Source organism: Pseudomonas sp. 478, assembly GCF_003254125.1.
Lineage (GTDB): Bacteria > Pseudomonadota > Gammaproteobacteria > Pseudomonadales > Pseudomonadaceae > Aquipseudomonas.
Genome location: NZ_QKZG01000004.1, coordinates 417,565 through 442,337, shown reverse-complemented (window position 1 = coordinate 442,337; position 24,773 = coordinate 417,565). Strand labels below are relative to the sequence as shown.

General features: G+C 58.2%; 21 protein-coding genes and 1 pseudogene. 3 read left to right on the top strand and 19 right to left on the bottom strand.

What is annotated here, in order from left to right:
• The 8 genes from DFS28_RS11765 to arcD form a co-directional block, all read right to left on the bottom strand.
• A complete protein-coding gene (locus DFS28_RS11765; protein ID WP_111449880.1) occupies window positions 1-3,210 on the bottom strand; it encodes an efflux RND transporter permease subunit in 3,210 nt (1,069 codons plus the stop codon).
• Window positions 3,207-4,295: an efflux RND transporter periplasmic adaptor subunit gene (locus tag DFS28_RS11760; RefSeq protein WP_306109811.1), complete on the bottom strand. Its 1,089-nt coding sequence runs from the start codon at window positions 4,293-4,295 to the stop codon at window positions 3,207-3,209. Before DFS28_RS11760 ends, DFS28_RS11765 begins: the two co-directional genes overlap by 4 nt.
• A gap of 400 nt (window positions 4,296-4,695) precedes the next feature.
• Window positions 4,696-4,887, bottom strand: coding sequence for a hypothetical protein (locus DFS28_RS11755; RefSeq protein WP_256596872.1), 192 nt, complete (start codon window positions 4,885-4,887; stop codon window positions 4,696-4,698).
• A gap of 83 nt (window positions 4,888-4,970) precedes the next feature.
• Complete coding sequence (locus DFS28_RS11750) at window positions 4,971-5,333, bottom strand: DUF5064 family protein (RefSeq protein ID WP_111449878.1); 363 nt, start codon at window positions 5,331-5,333, stop codon at window positions 4,971-4,973.
• Between the two features lie 63 nt (window positions 5,334-5,396).
• Window positions 5,397-6,326 (bottom strand): carbamate kinase, encoded by a 930-nt coding sequence (gene arcC, locus DFS28_RS11745; RefSeq protein ID WP_111449877.1) that lies wholly within the window; start codon window positions 6,324-6,326, stop codon window positions 5,397-5,399.
• A 179-nt stretch (window positions 6,327-6,505) separates the two neighbouring features.
• The gene (locus DFS28_RS11740; RefSeq protein ID WP_111449876.1) at window positions 6,506-7,516 is read right to left on the bottom strand and encodes an ornithine carbamoyltransferase; all 1,011 of its coding nucleotides are present in this window, start codon (window positions 7,514-7,516) and stop codon (window positions 6,506-6,508) included.
• Window positions 7,517-7,597: 81 nt separating this feature from the next.
• Window positions 7,598-8,854: an arginine deiminase gene (gene arcA, locus DFS28_RS11735; protein WP_111449875.1), complete on the bottom strand. Its 1,257-nt coding sequence runs from the start codon at window positions 8,852-8,854 to the stop codon at window positions 7,598-7,600.
• 35 nt (window positions 8,855-8,889) lie between these two features.
• Window positions 8,890-10,317, bottom strand: coding sequence for an arginine-ornithine antiporter (gene arcD / locus DFS28_RS11730; RefSeq protein WP_111449874.1), 1,428 nt, complete (start codon window positions 10,315-10,317; stop codon window positions 8,890-8,892).
• A 353-nt stretch (window positions 10,318-10,670) separates the two neighbouring features.
• Here arcD and DFS28_RS11725 point away from each other — a divergent pair.
• Window positions 10,671-10,859: pseudogene (locus tag DFS28_RS11725) on the top strand (arginine-ornithine antiporter); the annotation flags it as partial.
• 106 nt (window positions 10,860-10,965) lie between these two features.
• On the opposite strand, the gene DFS28_RS11715 reads toward DFS28_RS11725, so the two are convergent.
• The 4 genes from DFS28_RS11715 to DFS28_RS11695 all read right to left on the bottom strand — a co-directional run bounded on the left by DFS28_RS11715 (window position 10,966) and on the right by DFS28_RS11695 (window position 16,793).
• Entirely contained in the window at window positions 10,966-12,774 is a 1,809-nt protein-coding gene (locus DFS28_RS11715; protein WP_111449873.1) for a DAHL domain-containing protein, read from the bottom strand.
• A gap of 173 nt (window positions 12,775-12,947) precedes the next feature.
• On the bottom strand, window positions 12,948-14,771 hold the full coding sequence (gene ftsH, locus DFS28_RS11710) for an ATP-dependent zinc metalloprotease FtsH (protein WP_111449872.1): 1,824 nt from the start codon (window positions 14,769-14,771) through the stop codon (window positions 12,948-12,950).
• A 298-nt stretch (window positions 14,772-15,069) separates the two neighbouring features.
• Window positions 15,070-15,618: an Hsp20/alpha crystallin family protein gene (locus DFS28_RS11705; RefSeq protein ID WP_111449871.1), complete on the bottom strand. Its 549-nt coding sequence runs from the start codon at window positions 15,616-15,618 to the stop codon at window positions 15,070-15,072.
• Window positions 15,619-16,484: 866 nt separating this feature from the next.
• Window positions 16,485-16,793 (bottom strand): DUF4198 domain-containing protein, encoded by a 309-nt coding sequence (locus DFS28_RS11695; protein WP_256596868.1) that lies wholly within the window; start codon window positions 16,791-16,793, stop codon window positions 16,485-16,487.
• 25 nt (window positions 16,794-16,818) lie between these two features.
• On the opposite strand from DFS28_RS11695, the gene DFS28_RS11690 reads away from it, so the two are divergent.
• Entirely contained in the window at window positions 16,819-17,280 is a 462-nt protein-coding gene (locus DFS28_RS11690; protein ID WP_256596865.1) for a 3-hydroxyacyl-CoA dehydrogenase family protein, read from the top strand.
• 45 nt (window positions 17,281-17,325) lie between these two features.
• Here the strand turns inward: DFS28_RS11690 and DFS28_RS11685 are convergent, their stop codons facing one another.
• A complete protein-coding gene (locus DFS28_RS11685) occupies window positions 17,326-18,621 on the bottom strand; it encodes an MFS transporter (RefSeq protein WP_111449869.1) in 1,296 nt (431 codons plus the stop codon).
• Between the two features lie 236 nt (window positions 18,622-18,857).
• On the opposite strand from DFS28_RS11685, the gene DFS28_RS11680 reads away from it, so the two are divergent.
• Window positions 18,858-19,736 carry an alpha/beta fold hydrolase gene (locus DFS28_RS11680; RefSeq protein WP_111449868.1) on the top strand — a complete coding sequence of 293 codons (879 nt, stop codon included), beginning with the start codon at window positions 18,858-18,860 and terminating at the stop codon, window positions 19,734-19,736.
• Window positions 19,737-19,847: 111 nt separating this feature from the next.
• Here the strand turns inward: DFS28_RS11680 and DFS28_RS11675 are convergent, their stop codons facing one another.
• The 6 genes from DFS28_RS11675 to DFS28_RS11650 are packed head-to-tail and all read right to left on the bottom strand — an operon-like array spanning window position 19,848 to window position 24,770.
• Window positions 19,848-20,732 carry an alpha/beta fold hydrolase gene (locus tag DFS28_RS11675; protein ID WP_111449867.1) on the bottom strand — a complete coding sequence of 295 codons (885 nt, stop codon included), beginning with the start codon at window positions 20,730-20,732 and terminating at the stop codon, window positions 19,848-19,850.
• Window positions 20,732-21,517 (bottom strand): substrate-binding domain-containing protein, encoded by a 786-nt coding sequence (locus tag DFS28_RS11670; RefSeq protein ID WP_111449866.1) that lies wholly within the window; start codon window positions 21,515-21,517, stop codon window positions 20,732-20,734. The genes DFS28_RS11675 and DFS28_RS11670 overlap by 1 nt, the downstream gene beginning before the upstream one ends.
• Before the next feature lie 53 nt (window positions 21,518-21,570).
• The gene (locus tag DFS28_RS11665) at window positions 21,571-22,506 is read right to left on the bottom strand and encodes an SMP-30/gluconolactonase/LRE family protein (RefSeq protein ID WP_111449865.1); all 936 of its coding nucleotides are present in this window, start codon (window positions 22,504-22,506) and stop codon (window positions 21,571-21,573) included.
• A 26-nt stretch (window positions 22,507-22,532) separates the two neighbouring features.
• Entirely contained in the window at window positions 22,533-23,360 is an 828-nt protein-coding gene (locus tag DFS28_RS11660) for an amidohydrolase (protein WP_111449864.1), read from the bottom strand.
• A gap of 20 nt (window positions 23,361-23,380) precedes the next feature.
• A complete protein-coding gene (locus DFS28_RS11655; RefSeq protein WP_111449918.1) occupies window positions 23,381-24,199 on the bottom strand; it encodes an SDR family NAD(P)-dependent oxidoreductase in 819 nt (272 codons plus the stop codon).
• 10 nt (window positions 24,200-24,209) lie between these two features.
• Window positions 24,210-24,770, bottom strand: a complete 561-nt coding sequence (locus DFS28_RS11650) for a carboxymuconolactone decarboxylase family protein (protein ID WP_111449863.1) — start codon at window positions 24,768-24,770, stop codon at window positions 24,210-24,212.
• Window positions 24,771-24,773: the final 3 nt, after the last annotated feature.

Genomic DNA, 24,773 nt, shown 5'->3' with positions numbered 1-24,773 from the left:
TCAATCCCCCTCATGTCTGTGCAGGGGGGCGCCGCCGGGAATCTCCCCGGGCGACGTTAACAAAGGTGGCGGAGTTGTCTGTTTGACCGCGCCTTTTTTCTCAGTCAAACGTTCAACGAGGTAGTAGAAGAGAGGGATAAAGAAGATGGCGATGACGGTCGCCGCCAGCATCCCGCCGATCACACCTGTACCGATGGAGTGTCGACTGTTTTCGGATGCCCCGACGGCAATGGCCAGCGGAACGCAACCCAAAATGAACGCCAGGGACGTCATCACGATAGGCCGCAAGCGCTCCCTGGCGGCAGTCATTGCAGCATCATAGGCAGACATGCCGTTTTCCCGGTTCAGTACCGCGAACTCGAAAATAAGGATGGCGTTCTTGGCGGCCAGGGCCACCAGCATGGTCAAGCCGATCTGGAAGTAGACGTCATTGCTTAACCCCCGGATCAGGACGGCAAGCAGTGCACCGAACAATGCGAAGGGCACCGCCAGCAATACGCCGACGGGCAGGGACCATTTCTCGTACTGAGCCGCCAGGATCAGGAACACCATGATCAGGCCGAAGATGAACACCTGAGAGGAGGCTCCCCCGCTTTTTTTCTCCTCGAAGGCTTCGCCACTCAAGGCCAGGGCGTAGTCGTTGGTCATGATTTCAGCGCTGATTTCTTCCAGGGCCTTGAGCGCTTGGCCGGAACTGTAGCCGGGTGCCGCGTTGGCAGTGAGTTTGACCGCCGGGAAGTTGTTGAAACGGGTCAGCAGGTCGGGACCGGTGACGTAGCGGGTGGTCAGCAGGGCCTTGAGCGGCACCATCCCAAGGTTTTTGCTGCGCACGAAAATCTGCTGCAAGTCTTCGGCCTTGAGCCGATAGCTCGGTTCAGCCTGCAGAATCACCTGCCACAGGCGGCTGAATTTATTGAATTGAGACACATAGAGAGAGCCGAACATGGTTTGCATGGTGCTGTAGACGTCTTCCACCGGCACCCCCAGCGTCTCTGCCTTTTCTCGGTCTACGTCGACCAGCAATTGCCGGGAAAACACATTGAAGGTGGAGGTGATAGCGCCGAGTTCCGGGCGCTGTTTGGCTTTTGCGACAAGGGTGCCGACCATCTCAGCCAATTGGTCGACGGTGGCGTCCCCTTTGCTTTGAACCCATACCTCCATGCCGCCTGTAGTGCCCAGGCCGGGAATGGAGGGCGGATTGACCGGAAGAATGATCCCGCCCTGTACCGTGGAAAAAGCGCGGGCAGCTTTCTGAATCACCGCAGGGGCACTTTGTGCCTTGATTGTTTCCGAGTCCTTGTAGCGCTCCTCGAAATCCTTGAACCCGACAAAAAAGGCGCCGGCATTGTTCTTGTTCTGGCCGTCGAGCAGGCTGTAGCCGTTAACGATGGCGACGCCCTCGACGGCCGCATCGTTCATGAAGAAGTCACTGGCTACTTTGCCCACCTCGCCGGTGCGATCCAGGCTCGCGGCATCGGGCATGATCACGGCCCCCAGCAGATAACCCTGGTCTTCCGGTGGCAGGAAGGCACTGGGAATGCGCTGCGCCATCACCAGAATCAGAGCGATCATGCCGGCAAAGAGTAACAACGCCAGGACAAAGCGCTTGATCATAAACGCCACCGAGCGTGAGTAGCCCTCGGTCATGCGTTCGAAGCTGCGCTCGAACCAGCGGAAAAAAGCGTTTTTTTCGCCGTGTTGGGGCTTGAGCAGCAGGGCCGCCAAGGCCGGCGAAAGTGTCAAGGCCACGAGGCCGGAGATCACCACGGAGATGGCGATGGTAATCGCAAACTGTTTGTAGAGTTGGCCAGTGATTCCCCCCATGAATGCCACCGGGATGAACACCGCGCACAGCACCAGCACGATGGCCACCACGGGACCGGCCACTTCATCCATGGCGCGTTTGGCCGCCTCCTTGGGGTTCATCTTGTGCACGTGCATATTGCGTTCGACGTTTTCAATCACCACGATGGCGTCGTCCACCACGATGCCGATGGCCAGCACCATGCCAAACAGCGTCAGCATGTTCACCGAAAACCCAAGGGCCGACATGCCGATAAAGGTGCCAACAATCGACACCGGCACGGCGAGCACCGGGATCAGTGTGGCGCGCAGGCTCTGCAGGAAGATGAAAACCACCACGACCACCAACACCAACGCTTCGAAAAAAGTGTGTATCACCTCGGAAATCGACGCGCGGGTAAACGCGGTGGTGTCCATCACGATTTTGTATTCGATCCCTTCGGGAAAGGTCGTCTTCATTTGCGCCAGGGTTGACGTCACGGCTGCCGAGACGTCTAGCGCGTTTGCCCCCGGTTGTTGGTACACCGCGATCAATGTGGCGGGACGTCCCTGATAGGTGCTGCGCAGGGAGTAGTCTTTTTGCCCGAGCTCGGCTCGACCAATGTCCTTCAGACGAACAATGGCAGCCCCGTCATTGCTCGCGCGCAAGATGATGTTCTCGAACTCCGCAGGTTCAGTCAGGCGTCCCTTGGTGGTCACGGCAAAAGACTGTTCCACGGCCTGGCCCGTCGGGGATTGACCCACACGGCCTACGGCGAATTGCTGGTTCTGGTTGGTGACCGCTTTCTGCACGTCAGCGGCAGTAATCCCCAACTGGGCCATTCGATCGGGTTTGAGCCAGATCCGCATGGCGTAGTCTGGTGTGCCAAAAATACTGGCTTGGTTGGCGCCCGGAATACGCTTGATCGCATCCAGAATGTAGAGGTTGGCGTAGTTGGCGACATAGGTGCTGTCATAGCGGTCGCCGGCAGAATACACGGCAAGAACCATCATGAACGCCGAGGATTTTTTCTGTACCTGAATACCCTGGCTCTGAACCGCGGAGGGCAATTGCGGCAGGGCCAGATTGACCCGGTTTTGCACGTCCACCTGGGCAAGAGAAGGGTCGGTGCCAATCTCGAAGAAGACGTTGAGGGTCATGTTGCCCGTCGCGGAGCTCGACGAGTTCATGTAGATCATGTTGTCGGCGCCGTTGACCTGCTGCTCGATTGGCGCTGCCACGTTATTGGCCACGACCTGTGCATCTGCCCCCGGGTAGGTTGCTGAAACCGTAATTTGCGGTGGCGTAATATCCGGGTACTGGGCGACCGGCAATTTAGCCATCGCCACTGCGCCAGCCAAGGTGATGATGATCGAGATCACCGACGCGAAGATGGGTCGATCAATGCAATAGTGTGAAATGCTCATGGGCTGCGCCCAGTGTCTTGCGCCGATTTGGCAGGTGTCGGTTTCGCCGTTGTGTCGCCTGCCTGCGCGGGGGGAGCGGGGGAGATGATATTCAGCGGCCCTCCGGGCGTCACTCTGATCGCTCCGTCGACCACTATGCGTTCGCCCGCTTGCAAGCCTTGGGTAATGAACCAGTCATCGCCATGCCAGTCACCCACTTCGACAACGCGTTGTTCGGGCTTGCCCTCTGCATTGATCACCCAGACGAAGTGGCTCTTGGAACCCTCCAGAACTGCCTTTTGCGGCACCACAATGGCGTTCGGCCTGGAAGCTCCGATTGCCCGCGCCCTTACGAATTGGCCGGGACGCAGTTGGCCGTTGGGGTTGGCCACCACGGCGCGGACCAGAAAGGTGCCAGTGTCCTGGCTATAAGAGGGCGCGGCAAAATTCAGGCGACCACGGTCAGGTACCACTGACCCGTCGGCCAGCACCACTTCTACGACAAACTCACTGCGCAAAGGGAATATGAGGTGCCCGGAGGCAATCTCGTCGCGGTACTTGAGCGTCTCGTTTTCCGAAAGACTGAAGTTGACGTAGATCGGGTCCATCTGTGAGACGGTGGTCAGCAGCCCGGACTCACCTGGTGTGACGTAACTGCCTTCCTGCTTTTTGGCAAAGCTTGAAAGGCCGGTGAGGGGAGAGGCGATGGTGGTGTAACTGAGGTTCAACTGCTCGGTTCGAACCGTGCCCTCGGCGGCAAGCACGGCGGCCCGGCTCTGACGCTCATCGCCGACCGCATTGTCCAGATCCATCTTGCTGACCGCATTCTGCGCCGCCAAGGGACGGACACGGGCCAGTGTGGCCTTGGCCACTTCCCAGCGTGCCTGTTGTTGAGCCAATTGGCCCTGCGCCGACAGCAACGAGGCTTCAAAAGGTTTACGGTCCATCTGGAACAGCGTTTGCCCGCTTTTCACCAAATCGCCTTCGGTGTACAGCCGCTTTTCCAGGAAGCCGGCAACCCGGGCGCGGATCTCCACCTCTCGGGAACTCTGTGTTTGGGCAACGAATTCGAACGTCACCGGGGTGTTGCGCGCGGTGACCGTCATGACCGTTACATCGGGGGCTTGACGGGCAAGCGTAGTGGGCTCTTTGCCGCAACCTGCAACCAGGCTTAAGACCCCTACCATAATGGCGATGGGCAAACCGACGAGCTGTCTGACAACGTTCATGTTTGCGCCCATGCCCATGCTCCATAAAGGTCACTCGAACAAAAGCGTAGCCACTATGTCTTCACAATGCGAACTAATAAACCGAGGAAAATTTCACTGAAATCAATGATCACGACGAGCCAGCCGAGCAACCCATGGATTGGCACTCAAGCCATGTAGTAGCACGCTGAGTAAAACGGTACAGACATACCGATGACTGCACCGATGCCCAACTCCGCTCTCCACGTTTAACCCTTCACGCACGGACGCCGAAACCTTGGGATTGCTCACAACGGCCTTACCCAGTGCAGCATCGGTGGGACGCCAGAAGGGTCGCCAGTACCAATTCCAACCCCAGAAACGCCGGGCCGAGAATCAGACCGGCAAGCATGAACATGAGCGGACCATTGAGCAGACGTGACTCGAAACGCCCCGCAAATAGGCTGTAGGTCATGAGGAAAGCGGCAAGCAGGGCTAAGTTCTGATACATCGATGACCTGCTTGCCCAGGTTGATGCTACGGCATGGCATCATTGCCATTCTGACTCGGCGCTTAAAACGCAGAAAAGTCAGGTTATTCCAGATGCTCGGGTTTGACCGCGTCCCCCGACTTCATATCCAGTTGCACCCTGACATCTTCGAACATCAAGTCGTAGTTTTTGTGCATTGAACCGATGGCGCTGTACATCTTGGGTATGCCGTACTTCTCTGCAATTTGCGTGACGTTGCGACCAAAGTTGTAGGCCTGGTCCTTGGGCAGGAAGAATTTTTCTTCCATCTCCCGGCCCTGGATATTGCCGTGCATCGTGAACAGCATGCCTTTACCTTCCTTGGGATCCTGGTGGACTTCATAGTCGATGCATATGTTGTAACTGACATCGTCCTTGTTCAGCGCGTGGCGCTCGATGTGCAGATGACCGGGCTCAAAGGTAGCCATTGTTGTCTCTCCTTCAAAAAGACATTGAATCAGGGCGGGTTTCAGGCCGTCCCCGGAGTTCTTTTATTGGTAGCTGATGCCAGGTTTCGCTGTGCTGATGCGGGTGCCGGCCGTGCCCTGAACGATGGCCTCGATGTCCGAGAGTGAGCCGATCACCGCGACTTTTCCGGTATGGCGGGCGAACTCGCAGGCGGCCTGAACCTTCGGTCCCATGGAGCCTGCTGCGAAACCGAGTTTTTCCATTTCGTCGGGGTGTGCCTGAGCGATGGCCTTCTGGGTCGGTTTGCCGAAGTCGATGTAGGCGGCGTTGACGTCGGTGGCGATTACCAACAGATCGCTTTCCAGCTGTTCGGCCAGCAGCGCCGAGCACAGGTCTTTATCGATCACCGCTTCCACGCCCTGCAGTTTGCCGCTGGCGCCGTACATCGTCGGGATGCCGCCACCGCCAGCGCAAATCACGATGCTGCCTTTTTCCAGCAGCCATTTGATCGGGCGTATTTCGAAGATGCGTTTCGGTCTCGGGCTGGCGACTACGCGGCGGAACTTGTCACCATCCGGGGCAATCGCCCAGCCTTTTTCGGCCGCGAGTTTTTCCGCCTCAGCCTTTGCGTAGACCGGGCCGATGGGTTTGGTGGGGTTCTGGAAGGCCGGGTCATTGGCATCGACTTCGACTTGAGTGAGCAGGGTGGCGAAGGGCACTTCGAAGTCCAGCAGGTTGCCCAGTTCCTGTTCAATGATGTAGCCGATCATGCCTTCGGTTTCGGCGCCGAGTACGTCCAGCGGGTACGGCGAAACCGAGGTGTAGGCGGCGGCTTGCAGCGACAACAGGCCCACTTGCGGGCCATTACCGTGGGCGATGACCAGTTCATTGCCGGCATAAATCTTGGCGATCTGTTCGGTGGCGACGCGGATGTTGGCGCGCTGGTTATCCGCGGTCATGGGCTCACCACGGCGGAGCAGGGCGTTACCACCCAGAGCAACGACGATACGCATAATGCAGTCCTTCTAAATGAGGTGACTCGGTCTCCCTGTCGAAACCCGGTCAATGTGGGAGCGAGCCTGCTCGCGAAAGCGGTGTATCAGTCGACATTAATGGTGAATGTAAGTCCGTCTTCGCGAGCAGGCTCGCTCCCACAAGGTTTGTATTCCTGCAGGAGGAGCCGCATGGGTCCTTAGATATCCGCCAACGCCGACACCAGGATCGCCTTAATAGTGTGCATGCGATTTTCCGCTTGCTCGAAGGCGATGTTGGCCGGCGATTCGAAGACTTCTTCGGTCACCTCGACGCCATTGGCCAGGTGCGGATAGCGCGCGGCGATGTCCTTGCCGACCTTGGTTTCGCTGTTGTGGAACGCCGGCAAACAATGCATGAATTTCACGCGCGGGTTGCCGGCGGCCTTCATCATCTCGGCGTTGACCTGGTACGGCAACAGTTGCTCGATGCGTTCGTCCCATGCCTCCACTGGCTCACCCATCGACACCCAAATGTCGGTGTGGATGAAGTCCACGCCCTTGACCGCTTCTTTCGGGTCTTCGGTGATGGTAATGCGCGCGCCGCTTTCTTTGGCGAATGCTTTGCACTGGGCAATGAAGTCAGCGTGTGGCCACAGGGCTTTCGGCGCGCCGATTCGCACGTCCATGCCGAGTTTGGCGCCGATCATCAGCAGCGAGTTGCCCATGTTGTAGCGGGCGTCACCGAGGTATGCGTAGCTGATGTCGTGCAGCGGTTTGTCGCTGTGTTCGCGCATGGTCAGAGTGTCGGCGATCATTTGGGTCGGGTGGAATTCAGCGGTCAGTCCGTTGAACACCGGCACGCCGGCAAACTTGGCCAACTCCTCGACGATTTCCTGTTCAAAGCCACGGTACTCGATGGCATCGAACATACGCCCCAGCACGCGGGCGGTGTCTTTCATGCTTTCCTTGTGGCCGATCTGCGACGACACGGGGTCGATGTAGGTGACGTGGGCACCCTGATCATGGGCCGCGACTTCGAAGGCACAACGGGTGCGCGTCGAGGTTTTCTCGAAGATCAGTGCAATGTTCTTGCCTTGCAAGTGCGGACGCTCGGTGCCGGTGTACTTGGCGCGTTTGAGGTCGCGGGAAAGGTCCAGCAAATAGTGCAGTTCGCGAGTCGTATGGTGCATCAGCGAGAGCAGGCTGCGGTTGCGCATGTTGAAAGCCATTTTGGATCTCCTTAGATGTCGGTTATCCCCTTGGCCGCGCATGCTTGGTGTAGAAGGCAGCGCGAGTCGAGGTGGGCAATTTTAATAGTCGATAGGGTCACGAATGATCGGGCACGTCATGCAGTGGCCGCCGCCACGGCCGCGACCGAGCTCGCCGGCGCTGATGGTGATGACCTCCACACCGGCCTTGCGCAGCAGGGTGTTGGTGTAGGTGTTGCGGTCATAACCGATGACCACGCCTGGTTCCACGGCCACCACGTTGTTGCCGTCGTCCCACTGCTCGCGTTCGGCGGCGAAGCTGTTGCCGCCGGTTTCGACGACACGCAGCGTTTTGAGGTTGAGGGCCTTGGCCACGGTGTCGAGGAAGCTGGTCTCTTCGCGACGGATGTCGATGTTCCCCGGTTTGCTTTCGTCAGGGCGAAGGGTAAAGGCCACAATCTGGTTCACCACTTCCGGGAAGATGGTCACCACATCGCGGTCGCAGAAACTGAACACCGTGTCCAGGTGCATCGCCGCACGGGATTTCGGCAGGCCGGCGACAATCACTTTCTCGACGGCTTTGTTCTTGAACAAATTGACTGCCAGTTGGCCGATAGCCTGACGAGACGAGCGTTCGCCCATACCGATCAAGACCACACCGTTACCGATCGGCATGACATCACCCCCTTCCAGGGTGGAACTGCCGTGCTCCTTGTCTGGATCGCCATACCAGATCTGGAAGTCGGCGTTGGTAAACTGCGGATGGAACTTGTAGATGGCCGTCGCCAGCAGGGTTTCCTGACGGCGGGCCGGCCAGTACATCGGGTTCAGCGTCACACCGCCGTAAATCCAGCAGGTGGTATCGCGGGTGAACTGGGTGTTGGGCAGCGGCGGGAGAATGAAGCTGGAGTGCCCGAGAAAATCGCGGAACATCTGGATGGTCTTGCCGCCGAAGCTGTCCGGCAGGTCGTCAGCAGAGACGCCGCCGATCAAGAATTCGGCAATCTTGCGCGGCTCGAGGCTGCGCAGCCAGGAACCGGTTTCGTTGATCAATCCCAACCCAACCGAGTCGGCGGTGATCTTGCGTTCCAGAATCCAGTCCAACGCTTCCGGGATGGCGACGATATCGGTCAGCAGGTTGTGCATTTCCAGCACGTCGACGTTGCGCTCGCGCATTTTGGTGACGAAGTCGAAATGGTCGCGCTTGGCTTGGGCGACCCACAACACATCGTCAAACAGCAGTTCGTCACAGTTGTTCGGGGTCAGCCGCTGGTGAGCCAGGCCTGGAGAGCAAACCATGACTTTACGCAGTTTGCCGGCTTCGGAATGGACGCCGTACTTAACTTTTTCGGTGGTCATTACAGTGATCCTCCAGATGACAAAACACTCAGGTGTTACAGGGTCAGGAAGCCGTCATACAGTCCGTAGGCTGCGACCAGGGCGCCCACGACGACTGCTGCGAAAATCAACTTCTCGACGTTGGTGAAAACCGGTTTATTGACTTCAAGTTTAGCCTTGGCAAAAAGAATCGCGCCGGGGGCATAGAGCAGGGCGGAGAGCAGCAGATATTTGACGCCGCCGGCATAGATCAGCCAAACCGCGTAAATCAATGCTACGGCGCCGATGAACAGGTCTTTCTTGCGTTCTGCCACGGCTTTTTCATAGGTTTCGCCGCGCACTGCCAGCAGAAAGGCATAAGCCGCGGACCACAGATACGGCACCAGAATCATCGAGGTGGCGAGGTAGATCAGCGACAGGTAAGTGCTGGCCGAGAACAGGGTGATGATCAGGAACAGCTGCACCATCGCGTTGGTCAGCCACAAGGCATTGACTGGCACTTGGTTAGCATTTTCCTTGCGCAAAAACGCCGGCATGGTGTGGTCCTTGGCGGCAGCGAACATGATTTCCGCACACAGCAGCACCCAGGACAGCAGGGCCCCCAGCAAGGAGATGATCAGACCGACGCTGATCAGCACTGCACCCCACGGCCCGACCACATGTTCCAGCACCGCGGCCATCGACGGGTTCTGCAGTTTGGCCAGTTCCGGCTGGGTCATGATGCCCAGCGACAGCACGTTCACCAGCACCAGAAACAGCAGCACAGTGATGAAACCGATCACGGTGGCTTTACCGACGTCGCTGCGTGTTTCCGCCCGGGCCGAGAAGATGCTCGCGCCTTCAATGCCGATGAATACCCAGACGGTGACCAGCATCATCTTGCGCACCTGGTTCATCACGCTGCCCAGGTCCGGGTTTTTGAGGCCCCAGATATCGGCGGTGAAGATATTCAGTTTGAAGGCGAAAATCGCGATCAGGACAAACAGCAGCAGCGGTACGATTTTGGCGACCGTGGTCACCAGGTTGATGAATGCGGCTTCCTTGATTCCACGCAGCACGAGAAAGTGCACGGCCCAGAGCAGCACCGATGCGCCAATGATCGCGGCCACGGTGTTGCCTTCACCGAAGATCGGAAAGAAGTAACCGAGGGTGCTGAACAACAGAACGAAGTAACCAACGTTACCCAGCCAGGCACTGATCCAGTATCCCCAGGCAGACGAGAAACCCATGTAGTCGCCGAAACCCGCCTTGGCGTAGGCGTAGACACCACCGTCCAGATCTGGCTTGCGGTTGGCCAGCGTCTGGAAAACGAAGGCCAGGGTCAGCATGCCGACGGCCGTAATCGCCCAACCGATCAGCACAGCGCCGACGTCAGCACTGGCGGCCATGTTCTGCGGCAGGGAAAAGATCCCGCCCCCGATCATTGAACCGACGACCAATGCAACCAGAGCGCCTAGTTTTAGTTTTCCGGGGGATTGAGACATTGCATGACTCCATTGCAGGGAGGAGAACAACATTTGGTTTCGTAATTTTCTTTCGTTTAATGCAAATCTATATTTTGTTGTTATTTAAAGACTTACGAAGATAAGGCTGTTCGTAACAATCTTGTTGCTGTGAACATTTTTTTGCAGATAGACAGAAAATAATTACTGACTTCACGCTAGTTGGTTTCCGGGGTTTGGCAAATTTAATTGGTGCAAATAGAATCTGGATTAAGTGTTGGTAATTAAACTGCCGTTTTTATTTCGATAAGGTATAAAAAAGATTACCGCCTGGCGTTAATCGGTAACCCCTATTACGCCTTGTTGATTGGTTAATACCGGGAGGCTCAAAAAAAATGTCACAGACGACGCAAAAGCTCCGCTTGAATGCGCTGATTGCCTTAGTAGTGGCATCGATGATTGGTGGCGGCATCTTTTCCCTGCCGCAGAATATGACCGAGAAAGCCGATGCTGGCGCGATATTGATCGGCTGGGCCATTACGGCCGTTGGCATGCTGACCCTGGCTTTCGTCTTTCAGACGCTTAATCCCTGTGGGAGCGGGCTTGCTCGCGAAGGCGGTGTATCAGGCAACATTGATGTCGGCTGACACACCCTCTTCGCGAGCAAGCCCGCTCCCACAAGTACTGCGCTTAACTGACTGGCATTCCGGCGGTCGGCAATGCATGCGCTGTCTCCAGCGGAATCTCCAGCGTGAAAACCGCTCCGTGGCCTGGTCCGTCGCTATGCACGCAAAGATGCCCGTTCATCTCTACCGCTGCGAGTGCACAACTGTGCAGGCCAAAACCGTGGCCTTCCTTGCGCGTGGTGAAACCGTGATTAAAGATGCGGGTGATGTTCTCGGCAGCGATCCCTTCGCCCTGATCTTCTACGCTGAGGCGCAGTGTTGCGTTATCGACAATCTTGACGCCCAACGTCATATGGCGCTGATGATCGCTGACCTTGGACATTGCATATTTGGCATTGCTGATCAGGTTGATCAGGATCAACAGCAGTCGGTGTTTGTCGCCGATGATCGTCGGCGTGTCCTGGTAGTCCTTGGTGACGACGACATGGTGGCGACTCAACGCACCGGAATTCATGCGTAACGCATCCTCGAACAGATCGACGACGTTCAACGGCTCGACCAGCCTGGCGGCGCCGGCATAAGCCTGCTGAGTGGAAACGATGTCCTTGATGTGATCGATGCTTTTGCTGAGTTGTGACAGTTCCTCAACGATGCTCGATTGCTCAGCCGCGATGGAATCGACCAGTTGATTGAGGTAACCGCGCAGCAGTTTGCCTTTTTCATCAAAGGTCATGAACTGCCCCAGATCTTCGGCATGCTCGTTCATCATGTTTACCGCTTTACCCAGGCCCAGGGTTTTGCTGACCGCTAATTTGCGCGTGATCAACTCTGCCGAGACATTAACGCTGTTCAGCACATTGCCGACGTTATGCAACACATTGGTTGCGATCTCTGCCATGCCGGCCATTCGCGCGGCATCGACCAGTTCGCGCTCGGCTTCGATCAACTCGCGGGTGCGTTCCTCGACGCGTTGCTCCAACCGCTCGTTTGCCGTCTGTAATTCGTTGTTCATCTTGTTGATCACGGCATAACTGCGAACCAGCCGGGCCACCAGGTACAACAACAGCAACGCCATGATGCCGGCGCATACGCTGAGATAAAGGTGATATTGGTGGTCCGTCGCGCCAGTGCGCCGTTGAGTCTCGTTCAATAATTCGTTAATGCTGTCCAGTTGCTGTGCGACCGGAATCACACTGATACGATCAAGCAGGTCATTGACAATGGGCTGCTCTCGAACGATGGCGTTTACATGCTCGACTAATGCAGTAAAAGGCTGGCGCCGATCAAATGGCAGTTGATCAATGTATTCGTTGAACTCGATCAATTGATGGGCGATCTCGTCGGCTTTGTCACGGGATACATAGAGCGCGTACTCGAAGGTTGTCAGCGTGAGATCGAATACGTTTGAGGCGGTAATTAAATCCTTGGTGTTGTTAATGTCCAGTAATGCCTGAATGTCATCCTCCTTTTCAGGCAGGGCATCCAGTGAAGTTCGCAATGCCGTGTTGTGCTGTTTGAATTGCTCGACCAATCGGGTTTTGTTTTCCACCGCATCCAGATAACCCTGGCGCCGGGATTGCCAAAGTGTCGAAAGCGGGCCGGCAGCGTTCAGGTCATCGAGATGCTGCCATCGTTGCTCTGCTTCAGGATGTGGCACCAGAAGCAGATTGTTGTTTATTCCGATTTTTGCTCTAAGAATTTTCACGTTCCAATTGGCATCGAACTGCTTGAGTTGGCGAACGAAGTCGCGCGACTCGAAGTAGGTCGATGTGTCATAGGAATAGGATTTGATCAGCAAAAATATAAGTACGCTGAAAAGGGTCAGCGCAATGGTGCCCAAGGCCGTCCATTTGTAATGATTGGAAAGCGTCATTGCGGCATTCCTCCCTGGGCCATCTTGAGAGAGAGGATTTGCCGACGGTTAATAATTTCCATTTTTGCGCTCCCTGCAAAATGGCGATCATCACCACATTGTTTGTAAGCCTAGCGTTGTTGGCGGACACCGTTGAAAAAAACACCGAATGCGCTATCAGCGCCGCTATCGCCTCAATCAGACCCGTCGCGCTTTGTTGCAGCGGGTAGCAGAGGCGGGAATTCCTCCGGTGTGAGGGTTTCCTTTTCCAGCAACAGGCGGGCGCCCTCATCCAGGTCGGCCCGACGACTCTCCAGCAATGCCTTGGCCCGCTGGTAGGCTTCATCGAGCAGGGCGCGGATACCCAGGTCGATTTCGCGGGCGGTCTGCTCCGAGTAATCCTTCTCGCCCACCGTGGCCATTCGGTCTCCCAGGTACGTTGCGTTTTGCCGCTCCAGCACCGATTGTCCGAGTTCGGCGCTCATGCCGAACCGGGTGATCAGTTGCCGGGCGATATCGGTCGCGCGGACAAGATCATCGGCGGCACCGGTGGAGATCTGGCCATAGACCAGGTCTTCGGCGGCACGCCCGGCCATTAGCACGACAATCCGGTCCTTGAGCGTCTGGCAACTGATCAGGAAGTGATCCTCGGTCGGTCGTTGCAGGGTATAGCCGAGCGAGCCGATGGCGCGGGGCACGATCGACACTTTATGCACCGGGTCCATCGCCGGCAGCGTGCTGGCGGCCAGGGCATGCCCCATCTCGTGATAGGCCACCACCCGACGCTCGTCAGGATCGAGCAGGCTGCTCTTGCGCTCGAGCCCCGCGATGAGGCGCTCTACCGCTGCGGTGAAATCATTCAGACCGACCGCCTCGGCGCCGCGTCGGGTGGCGACGATGGCCGCTTCGTTAACCAGATTGGCCAGGTCGGCGCCGGTGAAACCGGTGGTGATCTCGGCGATACGTGCGCCATCAAGCCCTGGCTCCACGGTGACTTTCTTGAGATGAACGCTGAGGATTGCTTCCCGACCTTTGCGGTCGGGTCGGTCGATCAGAATCTGCCGATCGAAGCGCCCGGCCCGCAACAACGCCGGGTCGAGGACCTCCGGGCGATTGGTCGCGGCCAGCAACACCACGCCCTCGCGGGGATCGAAGCCATCCAGTTCGGCCAGTAACTGGTTGAGGGTCTGTTCTTTTTCGTCATTGCCGCCCAACGTTCCGACGCCGCGCATCTTGCCCAGCGCATCGAGTTCATCGATGAAGATGATGCAGGGTGCTGCCTGCCGTGCCTGTTCGAAGAGGTCGCGGACCCGTGCTGCACCGACCCCGACGAACATCTCGACGAACTCGGAGCCGGAGATCGAGAAAAACGGCACACCGGCTTCACCGGCGATGGCTTTGGCCACCAGCGTCTTGCCGGTGCCGGGCGGGCCGACCAGCAAGGTACCCTTGGGAATGTGCGCACCCAAGCGTGCGTATCGGTCCTTGTCTTTGAGAAACGAGACGATTTCCACCAGCTCGGCCTTGGCTTCGTCGATGCCGGCGACATCGGCGAAGGTCACTCCGGTGTCGCGTTCGACAAACACCCTGGCCCGGGATTTGCCGACATTCATCAAACCGCCAAGGCCTTGTTTGTCCGCCATCCCGCGAAACAGGAAATTCCAAAAGACCATAATCAGGACAAACGGCAATAGCCAGCCCAACAGGCTGTTCATAAAAGTGTTTTCGGTAATTCCGGTAAAACTGGCGCCCGATTGAGAGAGTTCTGTCGCCAGCGCCGGATCGACCCGCACGGTGGAGAATCGATCGTGTCCGTTGATGGGCTCTTGCAACTTGCCGCTGATCTGGTCCTTATCGACTTGCAAATCACTGACTTTCTGCTCGTTCAACAATTGCAGAAACTGGCTGTACGGGAGGGGCTGCACCGTCTGGCGCTCGCCAAAGAATATCTGCATGAGACTCAGCACGATAAAAACGATCGCGAAGTAGGACAGATTCCACTGGTCATTCTTTTTCATGGCCTTGGCTCAGCATCAGCATGAGAACGCAGGGTCGTCAAAAACGAGCCACGCACGCCTGATGCTGGTTTAACACTTGAACCTGTGGGAGCGAGCCTGCTCGCGATGGCGGCGGGTCAGTCGACATCGATGCTAAATGTATCTCCGTCATCGCGAGCAGGCTCGCTCCCACAGGTTTATGCACATCAACTGACTGGCATTAAACCGCGCCCGCCCGGTTATTTTTAGACCCCATCAAAAAAGCCCCGTGCCGGCTTCCCGACAAGGGGCTTTTCTGGCGCGAAGGGTTGTCTCGAATTCAACCGGATTTGATTTGCACCTTTTTGTCCGCTTTCATGGCTTCGGGCTTTTTCGGCAGTGAAATACTCAGCACGCCTTTGCTGAAATTTGCTTCGATCTTGTCGGTATCGACACCTTTTGGTAGGCTGAACGCCCGCTCGAAGGCGCCATAATGACGCTCTGACACGTGATAGCCTTTTCTTTTTTCTTCCTTATCCTCTTTCTTTTCACCCTTGATGATCAAATTGCCGTTGGACAATTTGATGTCGATATTCTCCTGATCCATGCCTGGCAATTCGGCGGTGATTTCGAAGCTTTCATCTTTCTCGGTAATGTCCACCGCAGGCAGGCTGCGCCCGATAAATTCCCGGCTCCAGAACGGTTCGACATCGAACAGTCCTCGCCGGAAAGGCGTTAGCCCCGAGCCACGATTGAAGTCTTCGAACAGGTGATCGACCTGCTGGCGCAGTTTTTCCAGAGGACGCCAAGGGTCTGATGTAGCCATCGGTTGCTGATTGGTTTTTTCATCGTCGGTCTGCACCGGCATTTTCTTCTCGAAATTGGCCATTTTTCATACCTCCTCTCGAGTACTGCGGTGGGCCGGGAGCAACTCGGAGACCGGTCCACCACGACAAATTCAGGCCTTACCTTAAAAGGTTAGTATTCCTGCGACCGCCAGACCGACCAACAGTCGGTTGATGACGGCGAGCCGTCTTTTTTCGAGAACTTGCGCGCACCGAAGAGCGAAGGCGGGGAAAGTTTCGCACCTTCTGCGTAACCCAATCTGGAGGAGTCCAGCCTGTCTGATCACCAGTTAAAGCTGTTCCAGTGAGAATGGGGAGAGCCTTGGCCGATGTTCGGCTACAGTAGGTAAGTCATCGAAATGGAGATCGGACATGCAATGCTTGATTTGCCAGGCTGCGGCAAAAATTGTTCACGCGACAGGATGCTGGTCCGAGGTCAAATGCTCGGCCGGATGTGGACACTTCAGGGTCTCAGCGAACCTTGTCGCGAAGATGAAGTTCAAGAACGAACTCTTTGACGTTGAGCGAACAAGGCAATGGCTTGGGATGGCTCGGAACGAGGGGCCAATGCCGTTGATATCGACCTACGATTACAATGTTTCCTTATTGCGCCGCGCCACCAATGAGCGATCTGGAAGCTTGTCGAGCCCTTCGAGGAAATCGATCACTTCGGAATAGATCTTCGTACTTCGATCCGCCCCGGGCCTGGCGTATTTGCAGGGGCGATGTCCGCTAATTTGACGTATTTTGACTTCCATCGCTGTCTAGCTATTTACTAAAAATCTTTATTAAACATGTAGATGTTCGGTTTTTTGTCTTTTGTGTTCCAACGGATGTTACTGACGTCATCCAAACACCCGCAAATTAAATCTTTCTCATTTCCTCTGCTACTGCCCCCGGTGGGCTTGTGTCATTTCATATCTCTCACCTGCATCCACAGCACCGCGTCTTGCGACAAGGGTTTGTCCTTATGGGTTTTCGTTTTGCCGATGTCGAGCGCTGCAATGCCCCACCAGCCGGCCCGGGGCAGGCCGATGGTCACGACGCCCTGGGCGTCCGTGTAGGTGCTCAGGGATTTGAATGAAGCTTGAGGGGCCGTTACATAGTCTTGCTGGCCGAAGGCGTTTTTCTCGATATCGACGGAATGGTTGATGTATCCGATTTCGATTTCGGCGAACGGAACGGGCTTGCCATCGGCCAGCACCAAGGCGCGGAACACTCCGCCGGTCCAGTTTGCATAAGGCTTGTTCAGTGGCGAGCGTGAGCAACGTTGCGACTGGGTCGATAAATTGTATGCCGCAGGACGGCATGGGCAAAAAACCGGGCTTGGGTTTTATTGCTATGCGCCGGGCAGCCGCCAGGCTGTGCCGGATTCATGGCTGGCGCAATTGTTGGAGCAGCATCGCCAGCAATGGAATATTGCGCCCCGTAGCATCACTGATCAGGAAATCGAAGAACGCTGCCTGTTTGCGATGATCAACGAGGCTGCCTGGTTGCTCGACAACGAAATAGTGGAGCACCCTGCTGATATCGATCTGGTATGGGTTCATGGCTACGGCTTCCCGCGTTACAAGGGCGGGTTGACCTACTATGCCGACCAGACAGGGCTCGGCTATGTGGCGAAGGCGCTTAAGCGCTATGACCGGGAAGCAGGGAGGGAACTCTCTACGTTCATGACGCGCCGGAAAACCTTCCACGTCAACTGACGAAAAGCCCCGGCGGCTGATCGAGCCCGCCGGGACCTTTTGGGGTCAGGCTTCCTTGATCACGTACCGCAAAATCAAGGTCAACACCGTGGCTACACACAGCATCGTCGCCATCGCAATGAGCCCGGCGTTGAATGAGTGTGTGACGTCTTTGAGCCAGCCCACCGCGTACGGCCCCACCAACCCGCCAAGGCTGCCCACCGCATTGATGAAAGCGATGCCGCCGGCCGCCGCCTGCTTGCTGAGGAACGTCGTAGGGATGCTGTAGAAGCAGGTGCGCACCGAGCTCAAGCCGATCAACGCGACCGTGAGGCCAATCAGGGCTGGAATCAGGTCACTGTAGACCACCGAGAAGATAAACCCGGCCGCCCCCGTGGCGCAGGTAATCGCCAAGTGCAAGACATAACGGCGCTTGCGTGCGAGCACCTTCGCCCACAGCAACATGGCGATGCTGGCAATCAGATAGGGAATCGCCGACACCCAGCCGATCTGGGTGGTGGTCAGCGCATGGGTCTTGAGGATTTGCGGCAACCAGACGCCGATGCCGAGGATGCCGATGATATAGCTGAACAGAATCGCTGCCAGCAGCCATACCCGCACATCCTTGATTGACTCGCGAAAGCTGTGCGAACCCCGTGACTCATGCTCGGCATCGAGGGCTGATTGCAGCGCATGGCGCTCCTGCACGGTCAGCCATTTCGCGTCGGCGGGCTTGTCGGCCAGCATGTTCAGGCACATCACACCCAGTACGCAGGCCGGCAGGCCTTGCAGCACCAGCAGCCATTGCCAGCCGCGGTAACCCCAGAGGCCATCCATCGCCAGCATGGCGGCCGAGAGCGGCCCACCGAGCACGGAAGACACTGGAATGGCGAACAGAAACCAGGCCATGACCCGCGTCCGATACTGGAGGGGAAACCACAGCGACAGGAAAAAGATTACACCGGGGAAAAAACCAGCCTCCGCGATGCCGGCCAGTAGCCGAATCACCGAGTAACTGAGCGGCCCTTGAGCCAACGCGGTGGAGGCGGAGAACAGTCCCCAGGTGATCATGATCCTGGCCAGCCATCGCCGCGCGCCGAAGCGGTAGAGCGCCAGGTTGCTGGGTACTTCGAACAGGCAATAACCGACATAAAAGATGCCAGCCGCAAAACCGAATTGTGAGGCGGTAAGACCCAGGTCGTCGTTCATGGTTAGCGACGCGAACCCGACGTTGGTTCTGTCGAGATAGTTGAAGAAATACGCAATGGCGAGCAAGGGAATCAACCTGATCGCGGCTTTGCGACAGGCGCTGGATTCCAGTTCCTCCTGGGGTGTGACTTGACCGGCTGTGAGTGTATTCATGAGGCTCCATTATTATTGTCATCAGGAGCCTGGAAGCATATGGCCGGCGTTCTGGTGCGCGCCAAGACCTTTAAACCATAGGTGTCCATAACGGCAGAGCATGGGACTTGGAGGGCATCAGTGCAGGGCTGCGGTCATGCCCGACAGGCATTGAACATCATGAGATATCGGTATTGGTTATTTTCTTCCCAGTGCATAAACCTGAGCGTTCACACCAATAATAAAAGGCACACCCCATGCACTACACTCGCGTCATGCAATCTTTAATCGTCGCTGGCGTCATTGCCTATAGCCTGCCGGGAAATGCCGATGATTCGGTACGCACGCTGGTTGCCGAAAAAGGCAACGTGCATATCGAGGCGCTGGACCAGGGCAAGGGCCATGTCATCGTGATCTTGCCGTCAAAAGGCCGGGGCGCGAATGATTATGACGAGGTGGCACGCTACCTTGCCGCGGACGGCTACCGCGTAATCCGCCCTGAGCCGCGTGGGGTCAAGGGCAGCAAGGCGCCGATGGACACGCCGACGCTGCACGATTTTGCTGCCGACGTGGCCCTGGTGATGGACAAGGCCAGGACCGGGCCTTCTGTGGTGGTCGGGCATGCCTGGGGTAGCCAGCCCGCACGCGTGCTGGCGGTGGATCGCCCGGACCTGGTCAATGGCATCGTGTTGGCGGCCGCGTCGATTGGCAAGTTGCCCGCCGGCTCATCGGAGAAACCCTATGGCCGCATGGTCGAGGCCATCAAAGGCGCGGGTAATTATTCGTTGCCGGAAGCCAAGCGTATCGATTATCTCAAAGAGGCGTTCTTCGCCCCCGGCAATGACCCGCGCGCCTGGCTGAGTGGATGGTACGACAAGACCCACCAGGCCCAGGACCATGCGCGCGATACCACGCCCGTGGAGCTTTATTGGTCAGCCGGTAACACCGTGCCCATTCTTGACTTGCAGGGGCAGCATGACGCGGTGGTGATCCCGAACATTCTCAAATCGATGCTCGGCGACCGGGTCGAGCACAAGACCATCGCCAACGCCGGACACGCCATGGCGCCTGAGCAGCCTCGTGAAATGGCGGATGCCATCGCCGAGTTTGCGCAGCGCGTGTATGCGGCCAAGTGATCAACTGACGGTGCATTCCCTGGAGGAGGGCGCCCGTCGCCATTTGGCTACGCCCTAACAAAAAAATGCTCCGAGTCGTTCGACTCGGAGCATTCCTCATCACCCGCTACATTATTTTTTTGCGTACTGCGCCTTGGCGAACGTGGCGATTGCATCCGCCATCGCCTTGGGTTGTTCCGGGGCCATGGCATGGCCGGCATTTTTCAATACCACCACCTGGACCCGGTCACCGAGCATGCTTTTGAGCACGCCTGAGAAACGTCGGGGGGCCACCGTGTCCGCTTCGCCTTGCAGGTCGAGAATCGGCGCAGTGCCGGCGGCGAAGTAGTCGTCCACCGGCGTGGTGTTGCGTGCGTGGCCTTCGACATCGTGGGTTGCCTGGTGCCAGCCGTCCAACCAGACCCTGGGGTCGTTGCCAGGTGCAAAGAACGCTTTGCGCAGGTAGATCAGGCGTTGCTCTTCGGAAAGCGACAGATCGCCCGCGCCATCGATGGCCTGGCGCATCTCTGCGTTGATGGGTTTTTCAGTCGAGCCCGGCGGTACCTTGCCGGCAGACGCTGCGGCCATGACCACGCCGCGTACCAGGTCGGGGCGGTCCGCGGCGAGCATGCGCGCCGCGAAGTTGCCCCAGGCGTGACCGACCACCACGATGGGGCCTTTGTTTTCATGCTCCACCACTGCCGCGACGTCGCGGGCAAAGTCGTGCACGGTCAGGTTTTCCATCGGCCCTTTGCTTTGTCCGATGCCACGCGGCTCCGGCCTGATCACGCGGAAGCCGTCGGCCTGAAGATAATCGGCGACCTGGTCGTAATCGCGACCCGAGCGCCCCAGCGAGGGCAGCATCACGATCACTGGCCCTGTGCCTTGGGAGTTGACCTCGATTTGCACATTGTCGTAACTGACCAGTTCCTGTTTGAACGGAGCACTGGCGGCCATCGCAATGGCAGAGGCCAGGCCAAAGGTGGCACCGAGCAGAAGACGCGAGACTGTTTTCATTATTTGGATTCCTGGGTAGTCAGGTTTTTCGCCGGCTCAAGGCCGCTCTCTTCAAGCAGGCGGCGTGCGGCCGGGCTGTTGAGGAAGGCAATGAATTCGCGGGCAGGCACCGCATTGGGCGTTTGCTGGGCAACGGTTGCGCAGAAGCGGCTGACTTTCTGCACCTCCTCTGGCAGCGGGCCCAGGTAGTCGACACCTGGGGTGACTTTCAATTCGCTGATCTGTTGCATGCCGATATCCGCATCGCCCCTGGCCAGGGCCGTGCCCACCAGTTCTTTACCGGCGATTTCAACGGTTTTGTTTTTCACCTGGTCGGTAATACCCAAGCGCTGGAACAGCTCGGTGCGGATGTACACGCCGCTGGCGCCCTGGGAATAAGCGATCTTGTCAGCCTTCAGCAGCGCTGCTTTCAACGCGGCGACACTTGAGACTTCCGGCTTGGGCTTGCCGTGAGGCACGCCGACACCGATGCGTGAATCGGCGATCTCGCGGCGCGTGGTCATGTCGAAGGCGCCGGTGGCCGAGAGCAGCTCAAGGGTTTCGTCTGCCATGATCGCCAGGTCCATCGGCTCCTTATGCCGGATGCGCTCTGGAATGGATTCAGGCGAGGTGCCCATCGAAGGCCCCCAACTGAAACTCAGGGTGTTGCCGCTGGTTTTTTCATAGGCCGGCTGAAGGTGTTCCATTGCGCCGCGCAGTGCGCCACTGGCAATGACCTTCAGTTCAGCCGCTTCGCCCAACTGAGAAAACCCGAGCAGGCTGACCAGGCCGGTGGTCACTAACATCGGGGCAGATCTTGTTTTTTTCATGGTGCTACCTTCTCTATTAGGCGCTCGTTTCAAGCGCCGCGGGTGTTGACGAACAACGAATACAGCGAGGTGGTTGAAGCCATCAGCAGGCGATTGCCGCGTGGCCCGCCAAAGCACAAATTGGCGCAACGTTCCGGCAAGTCGATATGCCCAATGGCGCTGCCATCGGGGGCAAAGATGCGTACACCATCCAGCCCGGGCTCGGGTGCACCCCAGCCGCACCAGAGGTTGCCGTCCATGTCCAGGCGCAAACCATCGGGCAGCCCGCTTCCGGCATCGATCAGCTCGCGCCGTTGGCTGAGGCGGCCCTGGATGTCGACGCTGTAGGCCACGATCCGTCGCGGGCGCGCCCTGGACTCGACCAGGTAAAGGGTTTTTTCATCCGGGGCGAAGGCGAGGCCGTTGGGACCCTCGAGGTCTTCAGCCACACAGTGCAGCGTGCCATCCGCATCGAGGCGATACAGGTTGGCCGGCAGTTCGGGCGTGCCTTGACGGCCCATATAGTCACTGATCAGGCCGAAAGGCGGGTCGGTGAACCAGACGCTGTCGTTCGATCTCACCACAATGTCATTCGGCGAATTCAACGGCTTTCCCGCGAAGCTGTCGGCCAGCACGGTGATGCTGCCGTCGTACTCGGTACGGGTGACACGTCGGCCACCGTGTTCGCACACCAGCAAGCGGCCCTGACGGTCTCGCGTCATGCCGTTGGCCTGGTTCGAAGGGTGGCGAAACACCCCCAGGCTGCCGGTGGCTTCGTCCCAACGCATGATGCGATCGTTAGGCAAGTCGGTGAACAGCAAAAAGCGTGCGTCGGCGAACCAGGCCGGGCCTTCCGCCCAGCGCAAGCCGCCGCCGAGCCGTTCGACCTTGGCATGCGCCAGGCGGTAGTGGGCAAAGCGCGGGTCCAGCTCGCGTACCCTGGGATCGGGCACGCGCGGGCTGGGCGACCATGTGATCTCGTCCATCGTTTGATCTCCGAAATGGGCGGGCGTCAGGTATATAGACGCGCTGGGTTATCGATCAGGACCGCCTGCTGCAAGGCGGGGCTGTCGCAGACTTGGGCAATGAAATCGAGCAACTGCGCGTCATCCGGGACCGGCCCCTTGATATTCGGGTGCGGCCAGTCCGAGCCCCAGATAGCGCGTTGCGGCGCGCATTCGAGCAGCGTGCGCACCTGATCCAGCGCCTGCGGCCACGGGCCGGGCATGCCTTGCATGGCGCGGTCGATGCCGGACAGTTTGATCCAGCGGTTTGAATGGCTCAGCTCGACACGCAGTTCGCGTATCAGCGTTGGATCAACGAGCCCGGTGAGGTCGGGACGGGCCATATGATCGATGACCAGCGGCGTCTTCAGATCGCGCCAGGCCTGTAGAAACGGCAGCAGCACCGGCAATTGCCCATGTACCAGCACATGCCAGCCGAAGGGCGCGACGCGTTCGGCCAAGACGCGCAGTTGCTGTGGGTCGCGGGCGCCTGGCAGGTGGCCCATCAAGTTGAAGCGGATACCGCGCAGGCCACCGTCGTGCAGTGCTTGTAACTGGGCGTCGGTGGTGGTGTCGTCAATGATCCCGACACCCCGATAACGCCCACCACTGCCGGCAATTGCCTGCAGGATGGCGGCGTGGTCGGTGCCATAGGGCGCGGCCTGCACCAACACGCCGTGGCTGATGCCCAGTCGCCGATGCACCGCCAGTAACTTGCAGAAGGGCGCCGGCTCCGGCGTGTAGGCGGCATTGGCCGGCAGCGGGAATTGGGCCCAGGGGCCGTAGATATGCGTGTGGCAATCCCACACACCCGTAGGGCTGGATGAAGTCGACATACTGGCTCCTGCGGGTTGGCTCAGTCGCAACGCGCGGTCATGCCGCCATCGACGATAATTTCGGTGCCGGTGACAAAGCGTGATTCATCGCTGGCCAGGTACAGCGCGGCGTAAGCGGTATCGCGGCCGTCGCCCATGAACCCGAGGGGAATGCGTGCCAGACGGGTGTCGAGCAATTTGCTCACGTCACCGCCGGTGCGTTGTCCGGCCAGGCGCACTTCGACCATCGGCGTATGCAACTGCCCGGGCACCACGGTGTTCACGCGGATGCCCTTGGGCGCGTATTCCACGGCGGTCACACGCGACAGCTGGATCACCCCGGCTTTGCTGGCGGCGTACGCCACTTGGGCCGAGCCTGTCCAACGAATACCTGACGTCGAGGCGGTGTTGATGATCGAACCGCTGCCCTGAGCTTCCATGAGCGGCAGCACGTGCTTGCAGGTCAGATAGACGCTGCTGAGGTTCAGGGCAATCTGGGCGTCGAACTTTTCTTCAGCCAAGGCAACTGCGCCACCCGCCGCCGAGCCGCCGACGTTGTTCACCAGAATATCGACTGTGCCATAGGTCTCTTTGCAGGCTGCAACCATGGCGGCGACGGCTTGGGTATTGGTGACGTCGCAGGCATAAGGCGCGACTTCACCGCCCGCATCGCGGATGCACTCCAGCGTTTCCTCCATGGCCCCCAGATCACGATCGACCGCGAAGACCTTGGCACCGGCCATGGCGAATATCACCGCGACCGCGCGGCCATTGCCCCAGCCGCTGCCGACACAGCCAGCACCGGTGACGATAGCGACCTTGCCTTTGAGACGGTCGCTTTTTGGAAGAGTATCGGTCATGCACATATCCTCAGTTCAATGTAGTCGGCAGTTCGGCAGTGGCGTGCGCAGGCGGAGGCACTTCGAACACCTTGATGGTCATGGAAATCAGGCTGTAGTAGCCGGCGATGCCAACCAGGTCGACGGCCGCATCGGTGCCCAGCAGCTCGACGAACTCGGCGTAAAGGCCGTCGCTGATTGCACGCTGGGCATGCAGTTCGCGAATGAAGCGATACACCAGCGCTTCATCGGCGTTTTCGAATGCAGGCGCCAAGTCATCGCGAATCGCGTCGATGATGTGCGCTGCCAGACCCGCTTCCAGCGCGAACGGCTTGTGAGCGGCCCATTCGTACTCGGCGAGCCAGTGGCGACCCATCATCAGGATGGCCAGCTCCGACAGGCGCGGTTCCAGGCAAGTGTCATAGCGACAGTAGCGGCCCAGTGCCTGGGCGCACTCGGCCAGTTCCGGCCGATGCAGCCAGATGGCTAGTGGGCCTCGTACACCTTTGCGCGGGCCATTGGCGATGCGCTCGTAAACCGCGCGCTGCGCATCGCTGAGGTTGTTCGGGTCAATAGGGGGCAGACGATTCATGGA